21 protein-coding genes and 3 pseudogenes are annotated in these 21,740 nt (G+C 70.4%); 10 read left to right on the top strand and 14 right to left on the bottom strand.

Features of this window, described 5'->3' with window-relative positions; translation table 11 throughout:
• The first annotated feature begins 57 nt into the window (after window positions 1-57).
• The gene (locus ACQHII_RS46285; RefSeq protein WP_427924936.1) at window positions 58-708 is read left to right on the top strand and encodes a ScbR family autoregulator-binding transcription factor; all 651 of its coding nucleotides are present in this window, start codon (window positions 58-60) and stop codon (window positions 706-708) included.
• Window positions 709-806: 98 nt separating this feature from the next.
• Complete coding sequence (locus ACQHII_RS46280; RefSeq protein ID WP_427924935.1) at window positions 807-2,018, top strand: acyltransferase family protein; 1,212 nt, start codon at window positions 807-809, stop codon at window positions 2,016-2,018.
• A gap of 7 nt (window positions 2,019-2,025) precedes the next feature.
• Here ACQHII_RS46280 and ACQHII_RS46275 read toward each other — a convergent pair whose 3' ends face one another.
• Window positions 2,026-3,147 (bottom strand): MFS transporter, encoded by a 1,122-nt coding sequence (locus ACQHII_RS46275; RefSeq protein ID WP_427924934.1) that lies wholly within the window; start codon window positions 3,145-3,147, stop codon window positions 2,026-2,028.
• Between the two features lie 211 nt (window positions 3,148-3,358).
• Window positions 3,359-5,995 (bottom strand): alpha-L-rhamnosidase C-terminal domain-containing protein, encoded by a 2,637-nt coding sequence (locus ACQHII_RS46270; protein ID WP_427924933.1) that lies wholly within the window; start codon window positions 5,993-5,995, stop codon window positions 3,359-3,361.
• Window positions 5,996-6,210: 215 nt separating this feature from the next.
• On the opposite strand from ACQHII_RS46270, the gene ACQHII_RS46265 reads away from it, so the two are divergent.
• The 5 genes from ACQHII_RS46265 to ACQHII_RS46245 all read left to right on the top strand — a co-directional run bounded on the left by ACQHII_RS46265 (window position 6,211) and on the right by ACQHII_RS46245 (window position 10,192).
• Complete coding sequence (locus tag ACQHII_RS46265) at window positions 6,211-6,351, top strand: hypothetical protein (protein ID WP_427924932.1); 141 nt, start codon at window positions 6,211-6,213, stop codon at window positions 6,349-6,351.
• 105 nt (window positions 6,352-6,456) lie between these two features.
• Window positions 6,457-7,002 (top strand): hypothetical protein, encoded by a 546-nt coding sequence (locus tag ACQHII_RS46260; protein ID WP_427924931.1) that lies wholly within the window; start codon window positions 6,457-6,459, stop codon window positions 7,000-7,002.
• Window positions 7,003-7,125: 123 nt separating this feature from the next.
• On the top strand, window positions 7,126-8,883 hold the full coding sequence (locus tag ACQHII_RS46255; protein ID WP_427924930.1) for a histidine kinase: 1,758 nt from the start codon (window positions 7,126-7,128) through the stop codon (window positions 8,881-8,883).
• 32 nt (window positions 8,884-8,915) lie between these two features.
• Window positions 8,916-9,572, top strand: a complete 657-nt coding sequence (locus ACQHII_RS46250; RefSeq protein WP_427924929.1) for a response regulator transcription factor — start codon at window positions 8,916-8,918, stop codon at window positions 9,570-9,572.
• A gap of 116 nt (window positions 9,573-9,688) precedes the next feature.
• Window positions 9,689-10,192 carry a GNAT family N-acetyltransferase gene (locus ACQHII_RS46245; protein WP_427924928.1) on the top strand — a complete coding sequence of 168 codons (504 nt, stop codon included), beginning with the start codon at window positions 9,689-9,691 and terminating at the stop codon, window positions 10,190-10,192.
• Here the strand turns inward: ACQHII_RS46245 and ACQHII_RS46240 are convergent.
• From ACQHII_RS46240 to ACQHII_RS46220, 5 genes are all read right to left on the bottom strand, one after another.
• Complete coding sequence (locus tag ACQHII_RS46240; protein WP_427924927.1) at window positions 10,176-11,243, bottom strand: P1 family peptidase; 1,068 nt, start codon at window positions 11,241-11,243, stop codon at window positions 10,176-10,178. The two genes, ACQHII_RS46245 and ACQHII_RS46240, sit on opposite strands and share 17 nt — an antisense overlap.
• Window positions 11,244-11,309: 66 nt before the next feature.
• Window positions 11,310-12,308: a type I glyceraldehyde-3-phosphate dehydrogenase gene (gene gap, locus ACQHII_RS46235; RefSeq protein ID WP_427924926.1), complete on the bottom strand. Its 999-nt coding sequence runs from the start codon at window positions 12,306-12,308 to the stop codon at window positions 11,310-11,312.
• Window positions 12,309-12,443: 135 nt separating this feature from the next.
• Window positions 12,444-13,400: a GlxA family transcriptional regulator gene (locus ACQHII_RS46230; RefSeq protein ID WP_427924925.1), complete on the bottom strand. Its 957-nt coding sequence runs from the start codon at window positions 13,398-13,400 to the stop codon at window positions 12,444-12,446.
• Between the two features lie 58 nt (window positions 13,401-13,458).
• Window positions 13,459-13,836: a toxin Doc gene (locus ACQHII_RS46225; RefSeq protein ID WP_427924924.1), complete on the bottom strand. Its 378-nt coding sequence runs from the start codon at window positions 13,834-13,836 to the stop codon at window positions 13,459-13,461.
• The gene (locus ACQHII_RS46220) at window positions 13,836-14,072 is read right to left on the bottom strand and encodes a hypothetical protein (RefSeq protein ID WP_026179556.1); all 237 of its coding nucleotides are present in this window, start codon (window positions 14,070-14,072) and stop codon (window positions 13,836-13,838) included. Before ACQHII_RS46220 ends, ACQHII_RS46225 begins: the two co-directional genes overlap by 1 nt.
• Before the next feature lie 104 nt (window positions 14,073-14,176).
• On the opposite strand from ACQHII_RS46220, the gene ACQHII_RS46215 reads away from it, so the two are divergent.
• The 3 genes from ACQHII_RS46215 (at window position 14,177) to ACQHII_RS46205 (ending at window position 16,951) form a co-directional block, all read left to right on the top strand.
• Window positions 14,177-14,956, top strand: a complete 780-nt coding sequence (locus tag ACQHII_RS46215; RefSeq protein ID WP_427924923.1) for an SDR family NAD(P)-dependent oxidoreductase — start codon at window positions 14,177-14,179, stop codon at window positions 14,954-14,956.
• A 22-nt stretch (window positions 14,957-14,978) separates the two neighbouring features.
• Window positions 14,979-15,838 (top strand): IS5 family transposase gene (locus tag ACQHII_RS46210; protein ID WP_427925200.1). Its coding sequence is split into 2 segments (ribosomal slippage): window positions 14,979-15,324 and window positions 15,324-15,838, totalling 861 coding nucleotides; the frame shifts between segments, so codons are not numbered across the junction.
• Between the two features lie 90 nt (window positions 15,839-15,928).
• Entirely contained in the window at window positions 15,929-16,951 is a 1,023-nt protein-coding gene (locus tag ACQHII_RS46205; RefSeq protein WP_427924922.1) for an LLM class flavin-dependent oxidoreductase, read from the top strand.
• A gap of 219 nt (window positions 16,952-17,170) precedes the next feature.
• Here ACQHII_RS46205 and ACQHII_RS46200 read toward each other — a convergent pair whose 3' ends face one another.
• The 7 genes and pseudogenes from ACQHII_RS46200 to ACQHII_RS46170 all read right to left on the bottom strand — a co-directional run bounded on the left by ACQHII_RS46200 (window position 17,171) and on the right by ACQHII_RS46170 (window position 21,654).
• A complete protein-coding gene (locus ACQHII_RS46200; protein ID WP_427924921.1) occupies window positions 17,171-17,788 on the bottom strand; it encodes a sigma-70 family RNA polymerase sigma factor in 618 nt (205 codons plus the stop codon).
• Between the two features lie 154 nt (window positions 17,789-17,942).
• Window positions 17,943-18,560, bottom strand: coding sequence for a hypothetical protein (locus ACQHII_RS46195; protein ID WP_427924920.1), 618 nt, complete (start codon window positions 18,558-18,560; stop codon window positions 17,943-17,945).
• 151 nt (window positions 18,561-18,711) lie between these two features.
• A pseudogene (locus ACQHII_RS46190) lies at window positions 18,712-19,053 on the bottom strand (ABC transporter ATP-binding protein); the annotation flags it as partial.
• A 3-nt stretch (window positions 19,054-19,056) separates the two neighbouring features.
• Window positions 19,057-19,366, bottom strand: a pseudogene (locus ACQHII_RS46185) (MFS transporter); the annotation flags it as partial.
• A pseudogene (locus tag ACQHII_RS46180) lies at window positions 19,363-19,839 on the bottom strand (aspartyl/asparaginyl beta-hydroxylase domain-containing protein); the annotation flags it as partial. The pseudogenes ACQHII_RS46180 and ACQHII_RS46185, both read right to left, overlap by 4 nt.
• A 300-nt stretch (window positions 19,840-20,139) precedes the next feature.
• On the bottom strand, window positions 20,140-20,751 hold the full coding sequence (locus tag ACQHII_RS46175) for a sigma-70 family RNA polymerase sigma factor (protein ID WP_427924919.1): 612 nt from the start codon (window positions 20,749-20,751) through the stop codon (window positions 20,140-20,142).
• A gap of 213 nt (window positions 20,752-20,964) precedes the next feature.
• Window positions 20,965-21,654 (bottom strand): hypothetical protein, encoded by a 690-nt coding sequence (locus ACQHII_RS46170; protein ID WP_427924918.1) that lies wholly within the window; start codon window positions 21,652-21,654, stop codon window positions 20,965-20,967.
• Between the last annotated feature and the right edge of the window lie 86 nt (window positions 21,655-21,740).

Genomic DNA, 21,740 nt, shown 5'->3' with positions numbered 1-21,740 from the left:
ACGGTATTTTTAGCGAGTTGAACAGCGCAGCTCTCCCGCAACGAAAGGCGCCGGCCCATGCCAGGACCCAAACAGGACCGGGCGATCCGTACCCGCCGCACCATCCTCGTCGCCGCGGCCAGCGTCTTCGAGGAGCGCGGTTACCAAGCGGCCACGATCAGCGAGATCCTCACCACCGCCAATGTCACCAAGGGCGCCCTGTACTTCCACTTCAAGTCGAAGGAACAGCTCGCCGAAGGCGTCCTGGCCGGGCAGCACGACAACCTCGTCGTCCCCGACCGCCCCTGCAAGACCCAGGAGCTCGTCGACACGGCCATGCTCCACGCGTACCACCTTCAGACCGACCCCATGGTCCGGGCCGGTGCCCGCCTCGCTCTCGACCAGCGTGCCGACGGGGTCGACCGCACCGGTCCGTTCCACCACTGGACCACCCTCGTCACCGACCTCCTCGACAAGGCCCGCGACCAGGGCGAACTCCTCCCCCACGTCGACCCGGTCGAGACGGCCGAGGTCCTGGTCGGCGCCCTCGCCGGCATTCAAGCGATGTCCCAGGCGACCACCGCCTACCAGAACCTCCCCCAGGCCACCTCCGCTCTCCTCCGCCACACGCTCCCCTCGATCGTGCACTCCTCCGTCCTCACCTCCCTCGACCTCACCCCGCTGCGCGCCCTCGCCGTCCACGCCGAGACGCAGACCGGGACAGCCTGACTCCTGGCAGGCGGCGGCAGCGGCCGGATCATGCCGCCGCTCCATGAGGAACATGAGAATGTGTGTGATCCCGGTCCGGCTGGGCAGACGCCGCCGTTATGAGCACCCTCCATCGAAGCGCGGTAGACGAGGCCACCGGACAGAGCCCTGACGTAGGAGACGACGTAAGACAGGGCTTCGCGTCCGGGCCGCGCGGTGGTGGGCGGGTGGCGGGGCTGGACGGGCTGCGGACGGTCGCCGTGGTGCTGGTGATCGTCTACCACGTGGAACCGGACCTGGTGCCGGGTGGTTCGGTGGGCGTGGACGTGTTCTTCACGATCAGCGGGTTCGTCATCACCCGGCTGCTGGTCACCGAGTACGCCCGTACCGGTCGTGTCGGGCTGTGGTCGTTCTACCGCCGGCGCTGGCTGCGGCTGATGCCGGCCCTGCTGGTCATGTGTGCGGTGACCGCCGTCCTGTCGGTCACGTTCGCGCTGCCGCTCTTCCAAGGGGCGTGGGTGGCGGCGGTGCTGGCCGCGGGTTCGGTCGTCAACCTCGTACGGGCCGGGAACGACGGGGCGTACTCGGATCTCACCGCGCCGCTCAGCCACACCTGGTCCCTGGGGGTGGAGGAGCAGTTCTATCTGGCCTGGCCCCTCCTCCTGCTGGTCCTGCTCCGGCACGCGAGGGCGCGTACCGTACTGGGCTGGGTCGCGGTGCTGTGCGTGCTGCCGGTGCTCTGGCGGACCGTGCTCTGGGATCCCTCGGCGGCGCACCGCATCTACAACGGGCCCGACACCCGCGCCGACCAGCTCCTCGTCGGCGCCCTGCTGGCCCTCGTCCTGGCCCGGCTGCGCGCCGACGACCCCCGGCGGGAACTCCTGCGCCGCTGGGCGGGACGGCTGTGCTGCCCCGCGCTCGTGCTGCTGGGGCTGATCGCCTGGCAGATCCCGATCACCGAGGTCAGCGGGTGGAATCCGGTCTGGTACACGGTGGGATTCCTGGTCGCCGCACTGCTGACAGCCTGTGTGGTGGCCGCACTCGACCTGTGCCCCGAGTCCTGGCCCACCCGTCTGCTCTCGCTGTCCGTGCCGGTGTGGATCGGACGCAACCTGAGCTACGGGATGTACCTGTGGCACTACCCCGTGATCCGGTTGCTCCACGACCTCGGTGTGCGCGGCGACCCGTTGCTCCCGGCCGGCCTCGCGGCGACGCTCGTCGCGGCTCTCGCCTCGTACGCGTTCGTCGAACGGCCCCTGCTGCGCCGCGACCGGTTTCGCGTAGGGCGGCTGGAACCGGTCGTCGCCTCAGGACGCTCACCGGCGATCTGACAGACCCCTAGGTGTCGGCCACCGCGGTGGTCGGCACCTGCGCCCCCGTGCCGCCGAACCGTATGCCCTTGGCCTCCCGGCCCACGGCGCTCAGCACGATCACCAGGGCCAGGGCGGGCGTGACGGTCCACGCCATCGCCGCCGGATAGCCGTGCCGCTCGGCCAGGGCTTCCTGGATCGGCAGGTTGAGGGCGGCGACGAGGTTGCCGAGCTGGTAGGTGACGCCGGGGTAGAAGCCGCGGATCGTGTCGGGGCTCATCTCGGTCAGGTGGGCCGGGATGACGCCCCAGGCTCCCTGTACGCACAGTTGCATCAGGAAGGAGGAGAGCATCAGCCGGCCCACGGCGGTGGACAGGACGAAGAAGGGGACGACGACCAGGCCGGCGGCTGCCGCGACCCTGATCGTGCGACGGCGTCCCAGCCGCTCGGAGTAGGCACCGAGCACCATGCCGCCGATGATGGCGCCGATGTTGTAGACGACGGCGATGGCGATCGCGGTGTCCGGGGACAGGCCCAGCCCCTTCTTGACGAAGGTGGGGTAGATGTCCTGGGTGCCGTGCGACATCCAGTTGAAGGCCGTCATCAGCGCGACCAGGTAGACGAAGCGCCGCAGTACGGCCGGGTTCTTGAACACCTGGTAGGCGGGCGTGCGGTTGAGCCGGACGCTCTTCTCCCACACCTCGCTCTCCTCCACCCGGGTGCGCACCCACAGCGCGACCAGGGCGGGGACGAGGCTGAAGGCGAACAACCCGCGCCAGCCGAAGGCGGGTTCGATGCCGAAGAACGCGACCGCGGCGAGCAGATAGCCCAGCGAGTAGCCGCTCTGAAGCAGGCCCGACCAGAAACCGCGCCGGTCGGCGGGGATCTTCTCCATGGCGAGCGCGGCGCCCAGTCCCCATTCGCCGCCCATTCCGATGCCGTAGAGCAGGCGAAGCACCAGCAGCACGGTGTAGTCGGGCGCGAAGGCGCAGGCGAAGCCGACGACCGAGTAGAAGACCACGTCGACCATGAGCGGGGTACGGCGGCCCTTGCGGTCCGCCCACAGGCCGAAGAGCAGCGCGCCGACCGGCCGCATCACCAGGGTGGCCGTGGTGAGACCCGCTGCCTGTTCCCGGACGGTCCGCAGCATGCCAGCCCTCCCTTGGCCCGCCGGTCAGGCTAGGTCGGGGCGGTGGGGCCGTGGAGCGGGCAATGCGCGGACCGGCAAAACACTCGCCACAATTAGCCGAAGGGAACGTCTGGTTCACCCATTTCACAGCGAACCGCCCCGAGCCAGACGGCAGTTGGTCTGTCCCGGAGCGGCTCGTTCGGGTGCCGCGCCAACGAGGCGCGGCACAGCGTCAGTTGCCGTGCTGTTCGCTCACGAAACTGTGCTCGCCCGGGCCGAGACCCGACACCGTGACCGTGCCGTCGGCCACGCTCACGTCACGGGTCGCCGCCCGCTTTCCGTCCCAGAGCATCCGCCCGCCGACGGACACGCGTCGGCTGCGCGCGTCGCCGGGAAGGGTGACCGAGCCCTGGGTGTGCCCGGGTACGCGGACCGTGAGCCGGAAGAGGCGGGTGCTGTTCTCCCATTCGACGCCCAACGGGCCGTGCGGGGTGGGGAGTTGTCCCGTCGCCCAGTCGACGGCGCCGGGCCGCGGGCGTACTTCCCAGGTGGCGTAGCCTGGCGAAGTGGGCCGGGCGCCGAGGAGGTTGTTGGTGAGCGCGGGCAGGACTCCGGTGGACCAGCCGTGCGCCATGCTGGTGTACGCGTCCTCGTACAGGGACCCGTTCGGGCCGATGCCCTCCCAGTTGGTGATGCCGGGGTCGTTCTTGTCCATCCAGCCGTACATGCGCCGGATCTGGTCGAGCGCGGAATCGACCTGGCCGGTCAGGAAGCGGGCCTCGATCTCCGGGTAGGAGGTGAAGGCGTAGACCCGCTGGGAGGCCTGGTCGAAGATGGTGTCGTTGTCCATGAAGGCGTTGCCGTACGGCCGTTTCGTCGTCGCGTCGAGATGGGCGAGCGCGGAGGTGGCACGGTCCACGTCGGCGATGCCGGTGACGACGGCGAGGGAGTTGCCGTCCTGCGCGTGGCGCACCGCGCCCGTCGAGGAGTCCAGGTAGGCGCCCGCGTCCGCGTCCCACAGCAGTGAGTTGACGGCCTGCGCGACCTTGTCCGCGCGCTCACTCCACCGGGTGGCGTCGGCCTGCTGGCCCAGCAGAGTCGCCAACTGGGCGGCGTTCCGGAGGGCTTGGACGTAGAGCGCGTTGTAGTAGGTGACGCGCCCGGTGCGGCCGAGGAACGCGTAGTCGCCGTATCCGCCGGTGCCGTTGAGGCCCTTGCTGAGCAGGCCGGCGTCGTCCGTGACGCTGGGGTACCAGGTGTCCAGGACCTTCAGCAGCGTGGGGTAGTAGCGCGTCGCGTACTGACGGTCCCCGGTGTAGAGGACGTAGTCCCAGCTGCACGTGACCCAGTACAGCGGATAGTCGAAGAGCGGCAGGGTGTAGTTGCCGATGGAGGCGGGCGGTATCCAGCCGTCGGCGCGCTGGTGGTCGGCGAGGTCGGCCAGGACGTTGCGGGCGGCGGGCGCCGCGTCGTCGTGGGTGAGGTAGAGGGTGCGCGCGGAGACGGCGAGGTCGCCGACGTACGGGTCGCGGTCACGCTTGGCCCCGTCCTGGAGGACCAACTTGCCCTCCAGTGTGGCGCTCCAGGCGTTGCGGGGATCGACGTCGTCCTGGCGGAAGGTGTCGGTGACCAGTTCGTTGGTGTACGCGGCGCCGTACCAGTAACGATTCAACTCGTCGTCGGAGCACAGGAACCAGCCCCGGTAGGTGCTCGGTGTGCCGACGTACGCGGTGAACTGGAGAGCCACGGAGTCGATTTCGACCGTCCCCCAGGGCTGCGCGGCGGGGCTGTCCGAGGCGAGCGCGTCGAGGCTGATCTTGAGGTAGCGGAATCCGTGCAGCCCGTCCGCGAAGACCTTGTCGCCGGCCTGGAAGCCTTTGTGGTCGGTCCAGTTGGCGCCCTTCGCGGGTACGGCGAACTGGTCCGTGCCCTGTCCGGTGCCACCCGCCTGGTCGGAGCGGGTGAAGTCCGAGCGGTCGCTGAGGAATTGGCGGGTCTCGGAGAACGCGACGCGTACACCTGGGGAGTTGGTGGAGGCGGAGGTGAACCTGATCTGCGGAAATCCGACGACGACCTTGCCGAAGTCGACGGTGACACTCGGTACGGGGATCGGCTCGACCGGTGCGGGCCAGACCTCGTTGATCCGGGTGAAGTTGCCGTGCGAGGTGTCCTGTGCGTGGGTCACCGTGATGCGCACGCGGTCGGTGCTGACCGGCTCCGCGAACGGAACGGCCCGCTGCACCGCGTCGTTGCCCGCGACCGTGGCGGCGGTGTGCCAGTCGCCGTCGCGCCACACGTCGACGGTGTAGTCGGTCGGTACGCCGTCGCTGTTGGAGATCACCGTGATGCCCCGCAGGGCCGCGACCTGCGGCGCGGTGATGGTGAGGACGTCGGGGAACACGCCGAGGGTGTCGTCGTTCCAGAAGGTGTCCGGGTTTCCGTCGATCGCGTTGGAGGCGTCGTAGGTCCGCGGTTGTCCGTCGTTGCCGTTGTTGCCCGCGTGGGACGAGGAGGCCTCGGCCGTGGTGCCGGCGGGCCAGGCGGGGGCCGCCGCGGGCTGCGGGCGCCGCAGGACGGATCTCGAACCACCCGGCTTGAGCAGCGCGTCGGGGTTCTTCACGTCTCCGGTGGACGCGACGATCCGCACCGGCCGGACCGTGCGCGAGGACGGTCCCTGGACGTAGCGGTGCCAGCCGCCGGCGCGGCGCGACACGCTGCCGGTGAGTGAAGCGGAGGCTTCGGCGGCGGGGAGCGCCTCCGCCGTGGGAAGTCCGGTCGAGAGGGACACGGCGGCGAGTCCGACGGTGCCGGCTGCGGCCAGAGCTGCGCGACGGGAAATGCCTTGGTCCGGTGTGCTGTTCGACGCCATGCTGTCCCCTTGTGCGACGGTGGATTGAATCGTTTCACTCGGCAGCTGCGTGGTGACGCTATCTCGAACACCGGATGGGCGTACAGCGTTGGGACAGAAGTTGTTCGACGCGTCGGGCACGCCGGTCGGATCGTGCGGAGATCCGGGCCTGGGGCGGCAACGGCCGCGCTCCGCGCACAGTCGGGTGGGGGGGGAACGCAGCCAACTGGCCCTTGATGTCTGGTGGGTTGGCCTCCTCGACGGCAGGGATGGGCGAGGCCCTGGAGATCGGGGCACTGCGGCTCACCGACTCGCGCAGTCAAGACTCCGAGCTTGTCAGGGGTGGACTCGCCGAGCTGCATTCGCTGCTCGGCTGAAGCTCCCCGAACGGTCCGCGTCAGGCCTCCGCGGCGCCGCTCCCGCAGACAGGATGCTGATCGCTCGCTGACAGGATCTTCATACCTGGCCGGGATGTTGGTGCCATGTCCTCATTCACCGATCCCCGGCGCCGCGGCATCACCGGTCCCGTCCTGACCGTCGTCGCAGCCGGCACCGCCCTCGTCCTGCTCTCCTCCTGCGGCGACGGCGGGAAGGGCACCCGCGACGAGGGTGTCGCCTCCATCGCCACCCCTTCCAGCACCGTCCAGAAGACTGCGGACCCTGACGCCGGACACGTACGTATTCGGCTCGACGACAACCAGCAGGACATCAACAGGCTCTGGGACGCCTGGACGAACTGCCTCCACGAACACGGTGTGCCGGGCAACCAGAAGGCCCCCGCCGGCAGCCCGGCGCTCAAGGCGTGCGAGTTGAAGTACCCGCTCCAGCCGGTGGAAATGGATCCGGCGGCGAATCCCCGCTACAGCGACGGCGTACGAGCCATGGTGAAGTGCATGAACCGTCACGGGATCAAGAGCGTGGTCTCCAACGGGAATTGGGGACTGGTCAGCGGTGACAGCATGAACCTGCCCGACTTCGACAAGTACAGGGTCGAGTGCCAGGTGAAGTCCTTCAGCGCCGGCGGCTGACGGCCTCGTGGACGCCACACGCCCGAATCCACCGGCCCCTGCGGTCCGTCGTACGACTTTGGTCGCTCGTGGCAGCGACGAACGGCGGCTGTGCGCGCGGGCGGTGATGTCTACCGTTGGCGCGTGGACGTGAAGACGAAGGCGCGCGAGGTCCGGAAGCAGTTGGGGGCGGCAGGCCTGTGGTCCCGGCGGCAGATCGTCGGGGAGACGGTGCTGGCTCTCGTGCTGGGTCTGTTCGCGATGCTGAGTTTCTCCGACGCGGGCATGCCGCGGATGATCGCCGCGGCGGTGATCGCGGTGGTGCTCTCGCTGCTGCGGCGGTCCTTCCCGGCGACCGTGCTGGTTCTCACGGGTGCGCTCGCCGGTGCGCTGGGCACTTTCGGGGTCGTGCTGATGGCCGCGAGCTGGTCGGCGGGGGCCCGGATCGAGGCCCCGCGGCGGGCACTCGCGCTGTTCGGAGCCACCTTCGTCCTCTTCACGGGGCTGTCCGTCAGCCAAGGGCCCTTCAACCTGTTCGCGGCGCAGACGCTGGTGTTCACCGCGCTCGCGTTCCTGGCGACGACGGTGGTGCCCGGTCTCACCAGTCGCTACCGCGCCCAGCGGCGCAGGCTGGTGCACGCGTTGCACGAGCACAACGCCCAGCTGCTGCGCGAACGCGAGATCATCGCCTCCCACGCGCGCCTGCGCGAGCGGCAGCGTATCGCGCAGGACATGCACGACAGCCTCGGTCACCAACTGGCGCTGATCGCCGTCCACACGGGTGCCCTGGAGGTGGACCGGGAGCTGACGGACGGGCAGCGGGAGGTGGTGGGCGTCCTGCGGGAGGCGTCCGTGGCCGCGATGCACGAGCTCCGCGAGGCCGTCGGCATCCTGCACGACGGCACACCGGATCGGGCCCGGGAAAGCGATCCCGACCCGGAGCCCGCGGCGCGGGGTGTGGCGGGGATAGCCGGCCTGGTGGCGGCGTCACGGGGCGCGCACTCGGTCGTGGAGCTACGGCAGGCGGGCGAGGCGCGACCGCTGACGCCCGCCGCCGATCACGCGGCGTACCGGATCGTGCAGGAGGCGCTGACCAATGCCCTGAAGCACGCGCCGGGGGCCTCGATCGCCGTCGAGTTGCGGTACGAGCCGGACTCCCTGGTGGTCGAGGTGGCCAACGGGCCGATACCCGTGACGACCGGCGGCGGACGGCACCTCGTGGTCAGCGGCGGGCAGGGCCTCACGGGCCTTCAGGAGCGGGCCCGGCTGGTCGGCGGCATGGTGCATACGGGCGCCACGTCCGAGGGCGGGTTCCGGGTCGCGGGCGTTCTGCCGTACGGCTCCCCGCAGCGCGCGCCGGACGAGGACACGCAGCGGGCGGATGCGGTGCGGAAAGGAACGACGTTCGTCGACGGGGCGAACGACTTCCGGGGGCAGAGCGAAGGGGTGGTGCCCGGCGACGGTGGTGCGGACATCGACTGGTCCGGTGCGCCGGACAGGCAGAAGGAGTTCGACATCGCCATGGGACGCAAGGGGAAAGGCCTCGTGATCGGGTGCAGTGCCGCGGTAGTGATCTTCCTGGTTCTCGGGGTACTGGCCGTCGTGCTGATCGTCAACCTGGTGGAGAAGGAGTCCGACAAACTCATGATCGAGCCGTCCGTCTACAACTCCGTGAAGGTCGGAGACACCGAGACGGCGGTGCGGGACAGGTTGCCGCACGGCAAGTCGTTCCTGGCCGGGGCCATAGACGACGAGAAGACGCCCGCCGTGCCGCGGGGGGCGACGTGCGCGTCGTACCTGTCGACGGAGGACTGGCCGAACGAGGGGGACAAGATGCCTGCCTACCGCTTCTGCTTCAGGGACGGCAAACTGATCGAGAAAAGGGCCTACTTGGTCAAGTAGCAGCCGTCGCCGCACGTCCTTGCAGGAGAGTTGTGATCAGAGTCCTCGTCGCGGATGACGAACCGCTCATCCGCGCGGGCATCCGGATGATCCTCACCTCCGCCGACGACATCGACGTCGTGGCGGAGGCGGCCAACGGCCGCGAGGCCGTCGACCTGGTCCGCGCCCACTCCGTCGACGTGGCCCTCCTGGACATCCAGATGCCTGTGCTGGACGGCTTGTCCGCGCTGGCCGAACTGCGCCGAGCGGCACCGGCCGTACGACCGCTGATCCTGACGACGTTCGGCGAGCGGGAGAACGTGCTGCGTGCGCTGAGCCAGGGAGGCGCCGGGTTCCTGCTGAAGGACTCGGCGCCGGCCGAACTGATCCAGGCGGTGCGGGCGGCCGCGGCCGGGGACGCGTATCTGTCGCCGGCCGCCACCCGCCATGTGGTCGACTCGCTCGCCTCGGGGCAGTCCGCGGCGCGCGGCGAGGAGGCGCGGCGGCGTCTGGAGACACTGAGCGCCCGCGAGCTGGAAGTGCTCGCGCTGCTCGGTGAGGGCTTGTCGAACGCCGACGCGGGCGAGCGGATCCATGTGAGCGAGGCGACGGTGAAGACGTACGTCAGCCGGATCCTGACGAAGCTGCGGTGCGAGAACCGGGTCCAGGCGGCGCTGCTGGCGCGGGACGCGGGGCTGGAGCCCGGCTGAGGCGCCGGCCCCCGCCGTCATGGGTGGTCGTCGACCGGCCGGGAGGCGGACGGGACCTGCTTCCTCGTCAGAAAGTGAGTTGCCCGGCTCCGGGCCCGCCTGGGTAGGGTCGGGCGGTGCCCGAGTTGCAACGGCTGCGCGCCGATCATGCCCCGGCGGTCCTGGCCTTCGAGTTGGCGAACCGTGCCTACTTCGCCGCCTCCGTCTCCGACCGCGGCGACGACTACTTCGAGCACTTCACCGCACGGTACGAGGGTCTGCTGGCCGAGCAGGAGGCCGGAGTCTGTGCCTTCCATGTGCTCGTCGACGAGGACGGCTCGGTCATCGGCAGGTTCAACCTGTTCGACCTCGTCGAGGGCGGGACCGCCGACCTCGGTTACCGGGTGGCGCGGCACGTCACCGGGCGCGGGGTGGCGACCGCGGCCGTCGGGGAACTGTGCCGGCTGGCGGCGACACGGCACGGTCTGCGTACGCTCCGGGCTGCCACCTCGGACGAGAACATCGCGTCCCGGAAGGTGCTGGCCAAGGCCGGGTTCGTCCCGGTCGGCCCGGCGCTTCCGGCCGAGATCGGCGGCAGGCAGGGCACTTGGTACGAGCGCGCCCTCACCCCAGCAGACTGAGCAGCGCCGCCGCGGGCAAGGGCCGACGGGTGTGCCCGCGTGGCCCCGTCGCCGGTGTCGAGGTCAGCAGTGAGTTGAGGACCGCCTCTTCCACGGCGTCCAGCACCGCGCCGAAGAGCACGTCGAGCCCGGCATCGGGCACCACCGCGGGTCCGGCGGGCGTGCCCAACGGACGGGTGCCGAACGCGAGGCCGTAGTCGCCGCTGCCGTGGCCGTAGCCCGCACCGACCCGCGCCAGCGCGTAGACGGCGCGGCGGGCGAGTCGGGTGAGTTGGCGGGCGTCCAGGGGAGCGTCGGTCGCGACCACGATCATGCAGGAGCCCGTCTCTGGGCCGGGATCGGACTCCTCGCCGAGGAGGCCCACGTCGGCGGGAGTGACCGTACGGCCGCGTACCCGGAGTGTGCCGGCGAAGTTGGCCTGCACCAGAACGCCGAGCATCGTCTCGCGGCCCGCGAGCGGTACGCGTCGCGACGAGGTGCCGATGCCTGCCTTGAAACCGAGCGCGGTCGTCCCGGTGCCCGCTCCGACCGAGCCCTCGGCGACCGGACCGACGGACGCTGTGTCGAGTGCGGCGCGGACGTGCTCCTCGCGGACCGGACGCGACCGGATGTCGGACAGGAGACCGTCGTTGCACTCCCCCACCACCGGGTTCACGCTCCGGGCGTTCGCCCCCTCGGGCTGTTCCAGCACCCAGCCGACCAGGGCGTCCGCGACCCGGAAGGCGGACAGGGTCGAGGTGAGCAGCACCGGGGTTTCCAGCGCGCCGAGTTCGGCGATCTGCGTGGTGCCGACGAGCTTGCCGTAGCCGTTGCCCGCGAACACCCCGGCGGGCAACGGATGGGCGGGTCCCACTCCTTCGGGAACGATCGCGGTGACACCGCTGTGCACGTGCGGCGGGCGGATCAGCGTGGTGTGCCCGACGCGGATGCCGGGCACGTCCGTGATCGCGTTGTGCGTCCCCGTGGGCAAGTCGCCGATACCGAGCCCGAGTTCACGGGCTCGGCGGAGGACGGCGGGCACGAGCGGAACGGGGCGGGGCGACTCGGGCATGGCCAGACACTACGGCAGCACCGGTCACACCGGCGGACGAAGGTCACCCGCCCCGCGTTGTCGGTGTCAGCCGGCGGCGAGGAGTTCCAGGGTGTCGATCACCCGGTTGGAGAAGCCCCACTCGTTGTCGTACCAGGCGACGACCTTCACATGGCGGCCGTCGACGCGGGTGAGGGCCGAGTCGAAGATCGACGACGCCGGGTTGCCGGTGATGTCGGAGGACACGAGGGCGTCCTCGGAGTACTCCAGGACGCCCGCGAGGGGTCCCTCCGCCGCGGTGCGGTAGGCCGCCAGCACGTCTTCGCGGGTCACGTCGCGGGAAACCGTGGTGTTGAGCTCGACGATCGAGCCCACCGGTACGGGCACCCGGATCGAGTCGCCCGACAGCTTGCCGTCGAGGTTCGGCAGGACGTGACCGATCGCCTTGGCGGCGCCGGTCGTGGTCGGCACGATGTTGACCGCGGCGGCACGGGCGCGGCGGGCATCGCGGTGCGGACCGTCCTGGAGGTTCTGCTCCTGTGTATAGGCGTGCACCGTGGTCATGAACCCGTGCTCGATACCGGCGAGTTCGTCGAGTACGGCGGCGAGCGGGGCCAGCGCGTTCGTCGTGCACGAGGCATTGGAGACGATCGTGTGCGTGGCCGGGTCGTAGGCGTCGTTGTTGACCCCGAACGCGAGCGTGACGTCGGCGCCGTCCGAAGGCGCGCTGACGAGCACCTTGCGTGCGCCCGCGTCGAGGTGGACGCGGGCGGCCTTGGCGGAGGTGAAACGGCCGGTGGACTCAAGGACGAGGTCGACATTCAGCTCGGCCCAGGGCAGGTCCGCGGGCTCGCGCTCGGCAAGCACCTTGATGCGGCGGCCGTCGACGACAAGGGTGTCCCCGTCGACGGAGACGGGGCGGCCGAGCCGGCCGGACGTCGTGTCGAAGGCGAGCAGCCGGGCCAGGGTGGCGGGCTCCGTCAGGTCGTTGACGGCGACGACTTCGAGGGTGCTGTCGCGTTCGAGCAGGGCGCGCAGCACATTGCGTCCGATGCGGCCGAATCCATTGACGGCGATGCGAGTCATAAGTGAAGTCCCTTCGGTTCCACACCAGGCTCGCGCGCGGCAACCGTCGGTGACAGTGGCGCGATCGCCACGGTTCAAAAGGATTTCGCCAAGGCGGTCTCAGGGCCTTCGGTCAACGCCGAAGCCGGGTCTCGGCTACTCCCCCTGGGCGAAGGTACGCCGGTAGTCGCTCGGTGTGGTGCCGAGCAGGCGGTGGAAGTGCAGCCGGAGGTTGGCGCCGGTGCCGAGGCCGACGTCGGCGGCGATCTGCTCGACGCTGCGCTCGGACCGTTCCAGCAGTTCGCGGGCCATGTCGACGCGGGCCCGCATGACCCACTGCATCGGTGTGTAGCCGGTCTCGTCGACGAAGCGCCGGGAGAACGTGCGCGGTGAGACCGCGGCCTGCCGGGCCAGTGTCTCCAGGGTGAGGGGCTCGCCGAGCCGGTGCAGGGCCCACTCGCGGGTGGCGGCGAACCGTTCGCCGAGCGGTTCGGGCACACTGCGCGGCACGTACTGGGCCTGGCCGCCGCTGCGGTAGGGGGCCGCGACCAGGCGCCGGGCGGCGTGGTTGGACGCGGCCACGCCGAGGTCGCCGCGCAGGATGTGCAGGCAGAGGTCGATGCCGGAGGCGGCGCCCGCCGAGGTGAGCATGCTGCCCTCGTCGACGAACAGGACGTTCTCGTCAACTTTGACGAGTGGGTACTTGGCCGCGAGCGCCCGCGTGTAGTGCCAGTGGGTCGTCGCCCGCTTGCCGTCGAGCAGGCCGGTGGCGGCGAGTGCGAAGGCCCCCGTGGAGATCGCGGCGAGCCGAGCGCCCCGGTCGTGGGCGGTGATCAGCGCGTCGAGGACGGCCTGCGGCGGATCCTCCCGGTCCGGGAACCGATAGCCGGGGACGAAGACGATGTCGGCCCAGGCCAGAGCGTCGAGCCCGTCGGCCACGTGGTACGACAGGCCGTCACCGCCGGTCACCAGACCGGGAGCCGCACCGCACAGCCGTACCTCGTACGGCATGCTCGCCCGGGTCGTGAACACCTGCGCGGGGATACCGACGTCGAGCGGCTTGGCGCCTTCGAGAACGAGGACGGCGACACGGCGGAGGCGGGCGACTGACACGCCAACAGCGTACGCAGAGGTACGGCCACCCGGTCGCGAGGACCCGGGAAGGACCAGGTCAGACCTTCCAGGAGCGCAACTGGTCGGCGACGGCCACGACCCCGACGCGGGTGTCACGGATCTTGCGCACGAGCTCGGAGAGCGCGCCGTAGGGCGGGTCGATGCCCTCGCCGGACTGCCCCATGTACTGGGCGGCGACGAACGCGGCGTACAGGCTGTTGCGGTGCGGCAGCGGCTCCAGGCGCACGATGGTGTGCATGAGCGCGGCGGCCCGCCAGGCGGCGTCCGGATCGGCGGCGGCGAGGGTCGGCAGCTTGGTCCTGTGGCGGGCTACGGCCGCCACGAGCGCGGAGTAGTCCGAGACCGACATGTCCTCGTCGGAGAGGGCGGCCTCCTGGACGTCGAGCAGCCAGGAGACGTCGATGTACAGGTGCATCAGGCGGCCGCGGCCCCACCGCGCTCGGAGGGCGGCACCTCCTCGGGGAAGGCGTCGTCGAACTCGCCGCGCAGCCGCTCGGCCCACGCGGAGGCGCCGGCGACGAACCGGCCGCGCTGCATCTCGCGGACGCCGAGGTCGTGCAGGTACTGCTTGAGGCTCTTGCCCTCGGCCGCGGCCGCGGCGCGCACTCCGTCGAGTTCCTCTTCGGTGAAGGACACATTCAGTGATGGCATACGTCGATGGTACCTAGTTGGTGCCATGGGTGCGAGGGGCCTCGCCTCCTCGCTTTTCGCAGTCCCCAGGACCGGACGACGGGGGCGGCACCTAGGCTGCGGAGATGATCTCTCGCGACTATCTCTTCGACATGTTCTCGCTGGACGGCCGGGTGGCCGTGGTGACGGGCGGCAGTTCCGGCATCGGACGGGCGGTCGCCGGGGCGCTCGCGCGGGCGGGGGCCCAGGTCGTCGTAGTGGCCCGCAAGGAGGCGGAACTGGCCGCCACCGTCGACGAGTTGGTGGCGGACGGGTGCCGGGCCGCGTGGGCCAGCGGCGATCTGGGGACCCGTGACGGGGTGCGTGCGGCGGCGGAGGCGGCGGCCGAGGCGTTCGGCGAGCCGGACATTCTCGTGAACAGCGCCGGGATCAACCTCCGGCCGCCGATGGGCGAGTTGGGCGAGGACGTGTGGGACACCACGATGGCGGTGAACCTGGAGGCGCCCTACCTCCTGGGGCAGCGTTTCGGTCCCGGTATGGCCGAGCGCGGCTTCGGGCGGATCATCCACATCACCTCCCAGCAGGCGCATCGCGCCTTCGTGCAGAGCGGCGCCTACGGGGTGTCCAAGGGGGCGTTGGAGTCGCTGGCCCGGTCACAGGCCGAGGCGTGGTCGCCGTACGGCGTCACCTGCAACACGCTGGTGCCGGGGTTCGTGATGACGCCGCTCAACGCGCGGCTGTCGAACGACCCGGAGAAGGTGGCGGCGCTGGCCGCCCGGACGATGATCGGGCGCAACGGACTTGCCGAGGATTTCGCGGGCGCCGCGGTGTTCCTGGCGAGCCGCGCCTCCGCCTATGTCACCGGTCAGTCGGTGTTCGTCGACGGCGGGTTCTCCGTGCACTAGGGCGTTTCCTTCGGATCATCTGATCGTTGGTCTGGGTGTGTCGTTGACTGACGCCCAGTGGGCCCGGATCGAGCCGCTGTTACCCGATCGGGCACCGAGGCGGGGTGGGCGGTGGCGGGATCATCGGCAGGTGATCGACGCGATCGCCTTCAAGTACCGCACCGGCTGCCCGTGGATGGACCTGCCCGAGGAGTTCGGCTCCTGGAAGGGCGTCCACAACCGGCTACGGAAGTGGGCGGCCGACGGCACCTGGGAGAAGGTCTTCGCCGCGCTGCTGGCCCAGGCCGACTCCGAAGGCGACCTCGACTGGGTCGTCGCCGTCGATTCCACCATCGTCCGCGCCCACCAGCACGCCGCCGGGGCCCGTCAAAAGGGGCCCCGGCCGGCGAGCCGCACGACCATGCCCTCGGTCGCTCCCGCGGCGGACTGACCACCAAGATCCATCTGGTTGCCGACGGACGTTGCCGCCCCCTGGCCTTCTGCCTCACACCGGGACAGGCGGGTGATGCACCCGCATTCACTGAGGTCATGGCCCGCTTGAGGGTGGCCCGGCCGGTCGGACGGCCCCGGACCACCCCGGAGACAGTCCTGGCGGACAAGGCGTATTCCTCCCGGGCCATCCGCACCCACCTGCGCCGCCGCGGCATCCGGGCCGTCATCCCGCAGCCTGCCGACCAGATCGCCAAGCGCAGGCGGCGGGGCCGGTCCGGCGGCAGGCCACCCGCCTTCGACAAGACCGCCTACCGGCAGCGCAACACTGTCGAGCGGTGCATCAACAAGCTCAAGCAGTGGCGCGGCCTTGCCACTCGATACGACAAGACCGCCACCGTCTACCTTGCCGCACTGCACATCGCGGGCATCTTCATCTGGTCCGCACGCTGATCCACAAGAAACGCCCTAGCCCAACGCCTACGGCGCCGATGACGAGGGCGGGTGGGGAATCAATCGTGGCCGCCGAACGCTCTGGCCTGCGTGAAGAAGATAGGTTTCCTTTCGTTCGGTCACTGGTCGCCGAGTCCGCATTCCAGGACCCGGTCCGCCGCCGACTTCCTGGACCAGTCCATCGACCTGGCGGTCGCCGCCGAGGAGCTGGGCGTGGACGGCGCGTACTTCCGCGTGCACCACTTCGCGCAGCAGGCGGGCAGCCCGTTCCCGCTGCTCTCGGCCATCGGGGCGCGGACCTCGAAGATCGAGATCGGTACGGGCGTGATCGACATGCGCTACGAGAACCCGCTGTACATGGCCGAGAACGCGGGCGCGGCCGATTTGATCTCCGGCGGCCGGCTCCAGCTCGGCATCAGCCGTGGGTCACCGGAGCAGGTGATCGACGGCTGGCGCTACTTCGGCTATGCCCCCGCGGAGGGTGAGACCGGCGCGGACATGGCCCGGCAGCATGCCGAGGCGTTCCTCAAGGTGATCGAGGGCGAGGGTTTCGCGCGGCCGAATCCGCGTCCGATGTTCCCCAACCCGCCGGGGCTGCTGCGCGTCGAGCCGTACTCCGAGGGGCTGCGGGACCGGATCTGGTGGGGCTCCAGCTCGAACGCGACCGCCGTCTGGGCCGCGAAGCTGGGGATGAACCTGCAGAGTTCCACGCTGAAGGACGACGAGACGGGCGAGCCGCTGCACGTCCAGCAGCGCAAGCAGATCGAGGCGTATCGCGAGGCGTACAAGGAGGCGGGCCACACGCGCGAGCCGCGGGTGTCCGTCAGCCGCAGCATCTTCGCCCTGACCGACGACTTGGACCGGTCCTACTTCGGCCACGACCGCAACTCGCGGGACCAGGTCGGCATGATCGACGACACGACCCGGGCCATCTTCGGACGCTCGTACGCCGCCGAGCCGGACGTGCTGGTGAAGCAGCTGAAGGACGACGAGGCGATCCAGGCCGCGGACACCCTGCTGCTGACCGTCCCGAACCAGCTCGGGGTCGACTACAACGCCCATGTGCTGGAGAGCATCCTGACCGAGGTGGCACCGGAGCTCGGCTGGCGCTGAGCGGTCCGCGGCCCTGCTTCGGGATCGGGATGTCGAAGCCGACCGCCCCCGCCGGATCCTGACCTGCTCGGGAGCCGGCGTCCGGGGCCGAAGAGTTCGGCCCGTTTGGCGAGGGTGAAGCGGTCCACGGCCGACAGGCCGGGCACCACCCGTTCGCGAACCCGCAGGTGGACTTCAGCCACGCGCGGGTGGAGATCGGTTCGGACCTCGCCCCAGTGCTCAGACCGCCGTTACGGCCGGCTCGTCGGCCTCGGCCAGTAGGTCCGTCAAGGTGGCCCGGGCCCGCGCCACGCGGGAGCGGACCGTTCCAATCGGGCAGTCGCTCGCCTCGGCGGCTTCCGCGTACGGCAGGCCGAGCAGCTGGGTCAGGACGAAGGCTTCGCGGCGGTCGTCCGGCAGCGAGGCCAGAAGGTCGAGGAGCGCGACGCCGTCCTCGAAGCCGGGCAGGTCGATCGGCTGGGCCAGTTCGATCGCCAACTGCCAGTCCGGTACGTCGGACAGGCGGGGTCGCGCGGCGGCGTACCGGTAGCTGTCGATGACGGCACGGCGGGCGATCGACAGCAGCCAGGAGCGTGCCGAGGAACGCCCTTCGAAGCGGTGCAGGCTGCCGAGCGCGCGCAGGAACGTGTCCTGTACGAGGTCGTCGGCGGCCTGCGGATCGCCGCACAGGTGAGAGACGTACCGCTGGACGTCACGTTGTAAGGCCCGGACGAAGTGCTCGACCGCGTCCGCGTCTCCGTGGCGGGCGGCCAGCGCCCACGCCGTTATCGACTCGTCGAGAGCTGCCGACTTCTTCTCGCCTGTGCCGCGCGGTGCGGGCAGGGCAGGAGTGATCACCTGGTGTCCTTCTCGGTCAACCGTGATCCGGACCTGGGCACGCGGGAACGCGGGCGGTCCGGCAATGGGGAAGACGGCCCTACGGCGCGCTCGCGCGGACGTACGGCCGAGGCCGGAGGCACGCCGTACGGGCGGCCTCGGGGTACCGGCTGTCTCAGGCGACAGCGGTCCCCGCGGGCGGGCCCCGGGAGGTGATCGAGTGGACGAGGAGGAGAGAGTGCGGGGCCGGGTCCGACCCGAGGCGGTGCCTGCGGAGGCGCGGGCGGTCCATGGGAGCGGGCAGTGCCAGCAGCAGTCGTAGCGGAGCCGCCAGTCGGCCGACGACGACGCGCAGGATACGGAACGCGGCCTTCTCGCCGTGGGCCAGCCAGAGCCCGCAGAGCAGGGCGGCGAGCAGGTGGGCGAGGAGCATGCCGGTCGAGGGCGTACCGCCGGCCGACGATGCCGCCATGTCCATGGAGCCCGGCCGCATCGAACCCATGGTCATGTTCGCGTCCATGGAGGCCGATCCACCGGACGCCGACTGAGCGAGCGAGAACGCCGAGTGCAGCACCGTCTGGGCGGTGACCACGACCGTCACGATCAGCGGGAGCCCGCGCTCACGGCCCGACAGGCACCAGCCCGCGGCGCCGGTGGCGACCAGTCCGGCGGACAGCGCCCACACGGGCACGTGATTCCCGGACATCATGACGTGCCCCAGGGAGGCGAGCACCACGCAGACGGCCGCGAACACCGCGGCCCGTATCGCGCGAGAACTCCACCCTGGTCTCATGACGCCTCATCCTGGCACCAGGAAACCGCATGTCACGTGCGGGTAAGCAAACCCACAGCGCACCACACCCAACCCACAGCATGTGACCCGGGCCACACCAAAAGCCCGGAACTCAACGGGAATTCCGTCCGACTTCTGTTGTGGACGGGGGTCAGCGCGCGGCGGGCTCGGCCTCCGTCGCCGATGTCTCATCGCGGGCCAGCGGCTGGGCGTCGTAGGTGACGCGGATGACGCCGTCGGCGTGCCGCTCGGCGCTCGCCCGGACGCCGAAGATCTCCTGGAGGATCCGCGGGGTCAGTACGTCCAGGACCGGTCCTACGGCCACCACCGCTCCCCCGTGCAGGACGGCGAGGCGATCGCAGAGTCGGGCGGCCAGGTCGAGGTCGTGGAGGACCGCGAGCGTGGTGATGCCGGTGACGCGGATCAGGTCGGGGAACTCGAACCTGGGGCGGATGTCGAGGTGGTTGGTGAGTTCGTCGAGGACGAGAAGTTGGGCCTCCTCGTAGATCGTGTTGATCAGGGAGAGAGTGGCCGGGAACAGCAGCGATCCGCCGATGCGCTGGACCGCCCGTACGGCGACAAGCACTCCGGGGACTCCGCGAGCCCTCCCACCCAAGAGGCGCTCGCGTAGATCGGCGCTGCCACGACGAACGTCCGGCGGCGCCCGAGCAGGTCCGCCGCCCGGCCCCGCCCAGCAGGAGGAAGCCGCCTGTCGTCACGACGTGGGCGATCACGATGTGGTAATCGAGCGCGATGACCAGCTGGGCCGACGCCAGCACGAGCAGGGACGGCCGGGTGTACCTCATCGCTCCCCCATCAGACGCCTTGTCTCCGCGATGAGAGCAACCAGCGCCTCCCGTTCGGGAAGGGTCGTCTCCGGATGCCACAGGTCGATCAACAGGCAGGTCCGCGGCCGGTTCCCGGCATGGCGCGCCTCGTGCTCGAAGGAGTAGTCGAAGAGCAGGCAGCGACCCTCTCGCCAGGTACGGGTCTGACCTGCCACGGTGATGCCGCATCCGTCCGGGATGTCGACGGCGAGGTGCAGGTTGATGCTGAAGTTCCACAGATCGCAGTGCGGGGCGACGCAAGCTCCGGGCAGCAGTGTGGAGGAATGTGATTCCAGCAACGGGCAGATGGTCTCGGTGTCGACGGCGAACTCTTTGAGCACCTTGTACGCGGTGGGCGCGGTGGCGGCCGATTCCTCGACCAGGTTTCCGTTCCGATAGAGGTACAGGGCCTGCCAGTTCTCCTGCCGGGTCAGGTAGTGCTCGTAGTCGGAGAACGCCTCACATCTGGCACTTCAGGCGGAGTTCAGTTCTTCTCTGACGGCCGGGTGGGCCGATTCCAGCGCTTCGACCACTGGAAGCAGTTCGGGATAGGCGCAAGAGTCGTGCCACGGAGTCGCGGACAGTCCGGGCAGGATCCACTTGGTGACTGGTGTAGCGATCGGGCGCTGGATCGAGCCGTCGCACTAGTAGTCGGGAGCAGGAGCGGGCGAGTTCCCAGGAATTTGCGTCAACTCTTCTGCAATGACGGGGAGTTGGGGGCCGGCACCCACCAGGAGGCACCGGCCCTCACGTCACGCGGCCTGGACGGCGGCCTCGGTCTCGGCCTCGCGCAGCAGCCGTTCCAAGGTGGTCCTCGCCCGGGCCACCCGGGAGCGGATCGTGCCGACGGGACAGCCGATGAAGCGGGCCGCCTCGTCGTACGGCAGACCGACCACCTGGGTCACTACGAACGCCTCACGGCGTTCGTCGGGCAGCGTCTCGAGCAGGTCGAGGAGCGCGATGCCGTCCTCGAAGCCCGGCAGGCCGCTGGGCTGGGCGCGTTCCAGGGCCAGTTGCCAGTCGTGCGCGTCGGCCAGGCGCGGTCGGACCGCGGCCCGGCGGAAACTGTCGGCCACCGCGCGGCGGGCGATGGAGAGCAGCCAGGTGCGGGCCGAGGCACGGCCCTCGAAACCGGGCAGGCTGTCGAGGGCCCGTACGAATGTGTCCTGGGTCAGGTCGTGCGCGGTCTGGGGGTCGCCGCTGAGGTGGGCGACGTAGCGCAGTACGTCGCCGTGCAGCGCGCGGACGAAGTGCTCGGTCGCGTGGGGGTCGCCGTTTCGGGCGGCCAGGGCCCAGGCGGTGGCGGAGGCGTCCGCCGCGGCACGCTCCGCCCGGCGGGGAGCGGGCAGCACAGAAGTGATCACGTGGTGTCCTTCTCGGGTCGTCCGGGGCCGACGTCCCGCGATGGGGGTACGGCTCTCCGGCACATGGGGTGCGGCCGTACGCGATGGGTACGGCGATGCCCGGGGCTCGGCACGCGCTCGTCAGACGCACGAAGTGGCGTGCGGCGCTCGGAAGATCCGCGTCGGGACGCGGTACGACGAAGTGCGGGTGAGCCCCCGGTGGATCCGGCTGTCTCAGACGACAGCGGGGCCCGTGGGCGGTCCCCGGGAGGTGAGGGAGTAGCAGAGAAGGAAGCGGGCCAGGGGCGACCGGTACGGGAGGGTGCGGCGCCTGCGCGCGGACGGGCGGCGGTCCGGGACCGGCAGCGCCAGCAGCATGCGCAGGGGTTCGGCCAGCCGTGCCACCGCGGCCCGCAGGACGCGGAAGACGGCGCGTTCGCCGTACGCGAGCCACAGCCCGCACAGGACGGCGGCGAGGAGGTGCGCGGCGAGCATGCCGAACGAGGCGCCGCCCGTCATGGTGTGCGCGGGCCCCATGTCGGCCGAGCCGCGCGCCATGGACGCCATGCCGCTCATGTCCATGGCGTCCATGGACATCGACGCCATGGAGTCCGAGGAGCCCATGGCCGCGCCACCCATGTCGGCCGACGCGGCACCACTCCCGGGCATCAGGTTCTGGCCCAGGGAGAACGTCTCGTGAAGCAGGGCCTGGGCGGCGACCACGACCGTGACGATCAGCCCGCGCCCGCGCTCACGGCCGGCCAGGAACCAGCCCGCCGTGCCGGTCGCGACGGCACCGGCGCCCATGGTCCACCAAGGGACGGGAGCGCCGGACATCATCACGTGGCCGAGGGCGGCCAGCAGCACGCAGACGGCGGCGAACACACCCGCCCGCAGCGTGCGGCACCACCCTCCGACAGTCATAGCGCGCCCATCTTTGCACCCGACGTCCGATCGTCATCAGGGGGTACGGGCGCACACAGGGGCTTCGACTCACCACGAATGCAGTG

This window comes from Streptomyces sp. cg40, assembly GCF_050320165.1.
Taxonomy (GTDB): domain Bacteria; phylum Actinomycetota; class Actinomycetes; order Streptomycetales; family Streptomycetaceae; genus Streptomyces; species Streptomyces hokutonensis.
This window is presented reverse-complemented; position numbering and strand designations above follow the sequence as displayed.

Bases quoted from the DNA above. Each gene is read 5' to 3' on its own strand.
- ACQHII_RS46195 (WP_427924920.1), bottom strand. From the start codon at position 18,560: ATGAGACCAGGGTGGAGTTCTCGCGCGATACGGGCCGCGGTGTTCGCG.
- ACQHII_RS46220 (WP_026179556.1), bottom strand. From the start codon at position 14,072: ATGCCATCACTGAATGTGTCCTTCACCGAAGAGGAACTCGACGGAGTG.
- ACQHII_RS46285 (WP_427924936.1), top strand. From the start codon at position 58: ATGCCAGGACCCAAACAGGACCGGGCGATCCGTACCCGCCGCACCATC.
- gap (WP_427924926.1), bottom strand. From the start codon at position 12,308: ATGACTCGCATCGCCGTCAATGGATTCGGCCGCATCGGACGCAATGTG.
- ACQHII_RS46260 (WP_427924931.1), top strand. From the start codon at position 6,457: ATGTCCTCATTCACCGATCCCCGGCGCCGCGGCATCACCGGTCCCGTC.
- ACQHII_RS46265 (WP_427924932.1), top strand. From the start codon at position 6,211: ATGTCTGGTGGGTTGGCCTCCTCGACGGCAGGGATGGGCGAGGCCCTG.
- ACQHII_RS46270 (WP_427924933.1), bottom strand. From the start codon at position 5,995: ATGGCGTCGAACAGCACACCGGACCAAGGCATTTCCCGTCGCGCAGCT.
- ACQHII_RS46215 (WP_427924923.1), top strand. From the start codon at position 14,177: ATGATCTCTCGCGACTATCTCTTCGACATGTTCTCGCTGGACGGCCGG.
- ACQHII_RS46225 (WP_427924924.1), bottom strand. From the start codon at position 13,836: ATGCACCTGTACATCGACGTCTCCTGGCTGCTCGACGTCCAGGAGGCC.
- ACQHII_RS46240 (WP_427924927.1), bottom strand. From the start codon at position 11,243: ATGCCCGAGTCGCCCCGCCCCGTTCCGCTCGTGCCCGCCGTCCTCCGC.
- ACQHII_RS46280 (WP_427924935.1), top strand. From the start codon at position 807: ATGAGCACCCTCCATCGAAGCGCGGTAGACGAGGCCACCGGACAGAGC.
- ACQHII_RS46275 (WP_427924934.1), bottom strand. From the start codon at position 3,147: ATGCTGCGGACCGTCCGGGAACAGGCAGCGGGTCTCACCACGGCCACC.
- ACQHII_RS46170 (WP_427924918.1), bottom strand. From the start codon at position 21,654: ATGACTGTCGGAGGGTGGTGCCGCACGCTGCGGGCGGGTGTGTTCGCC.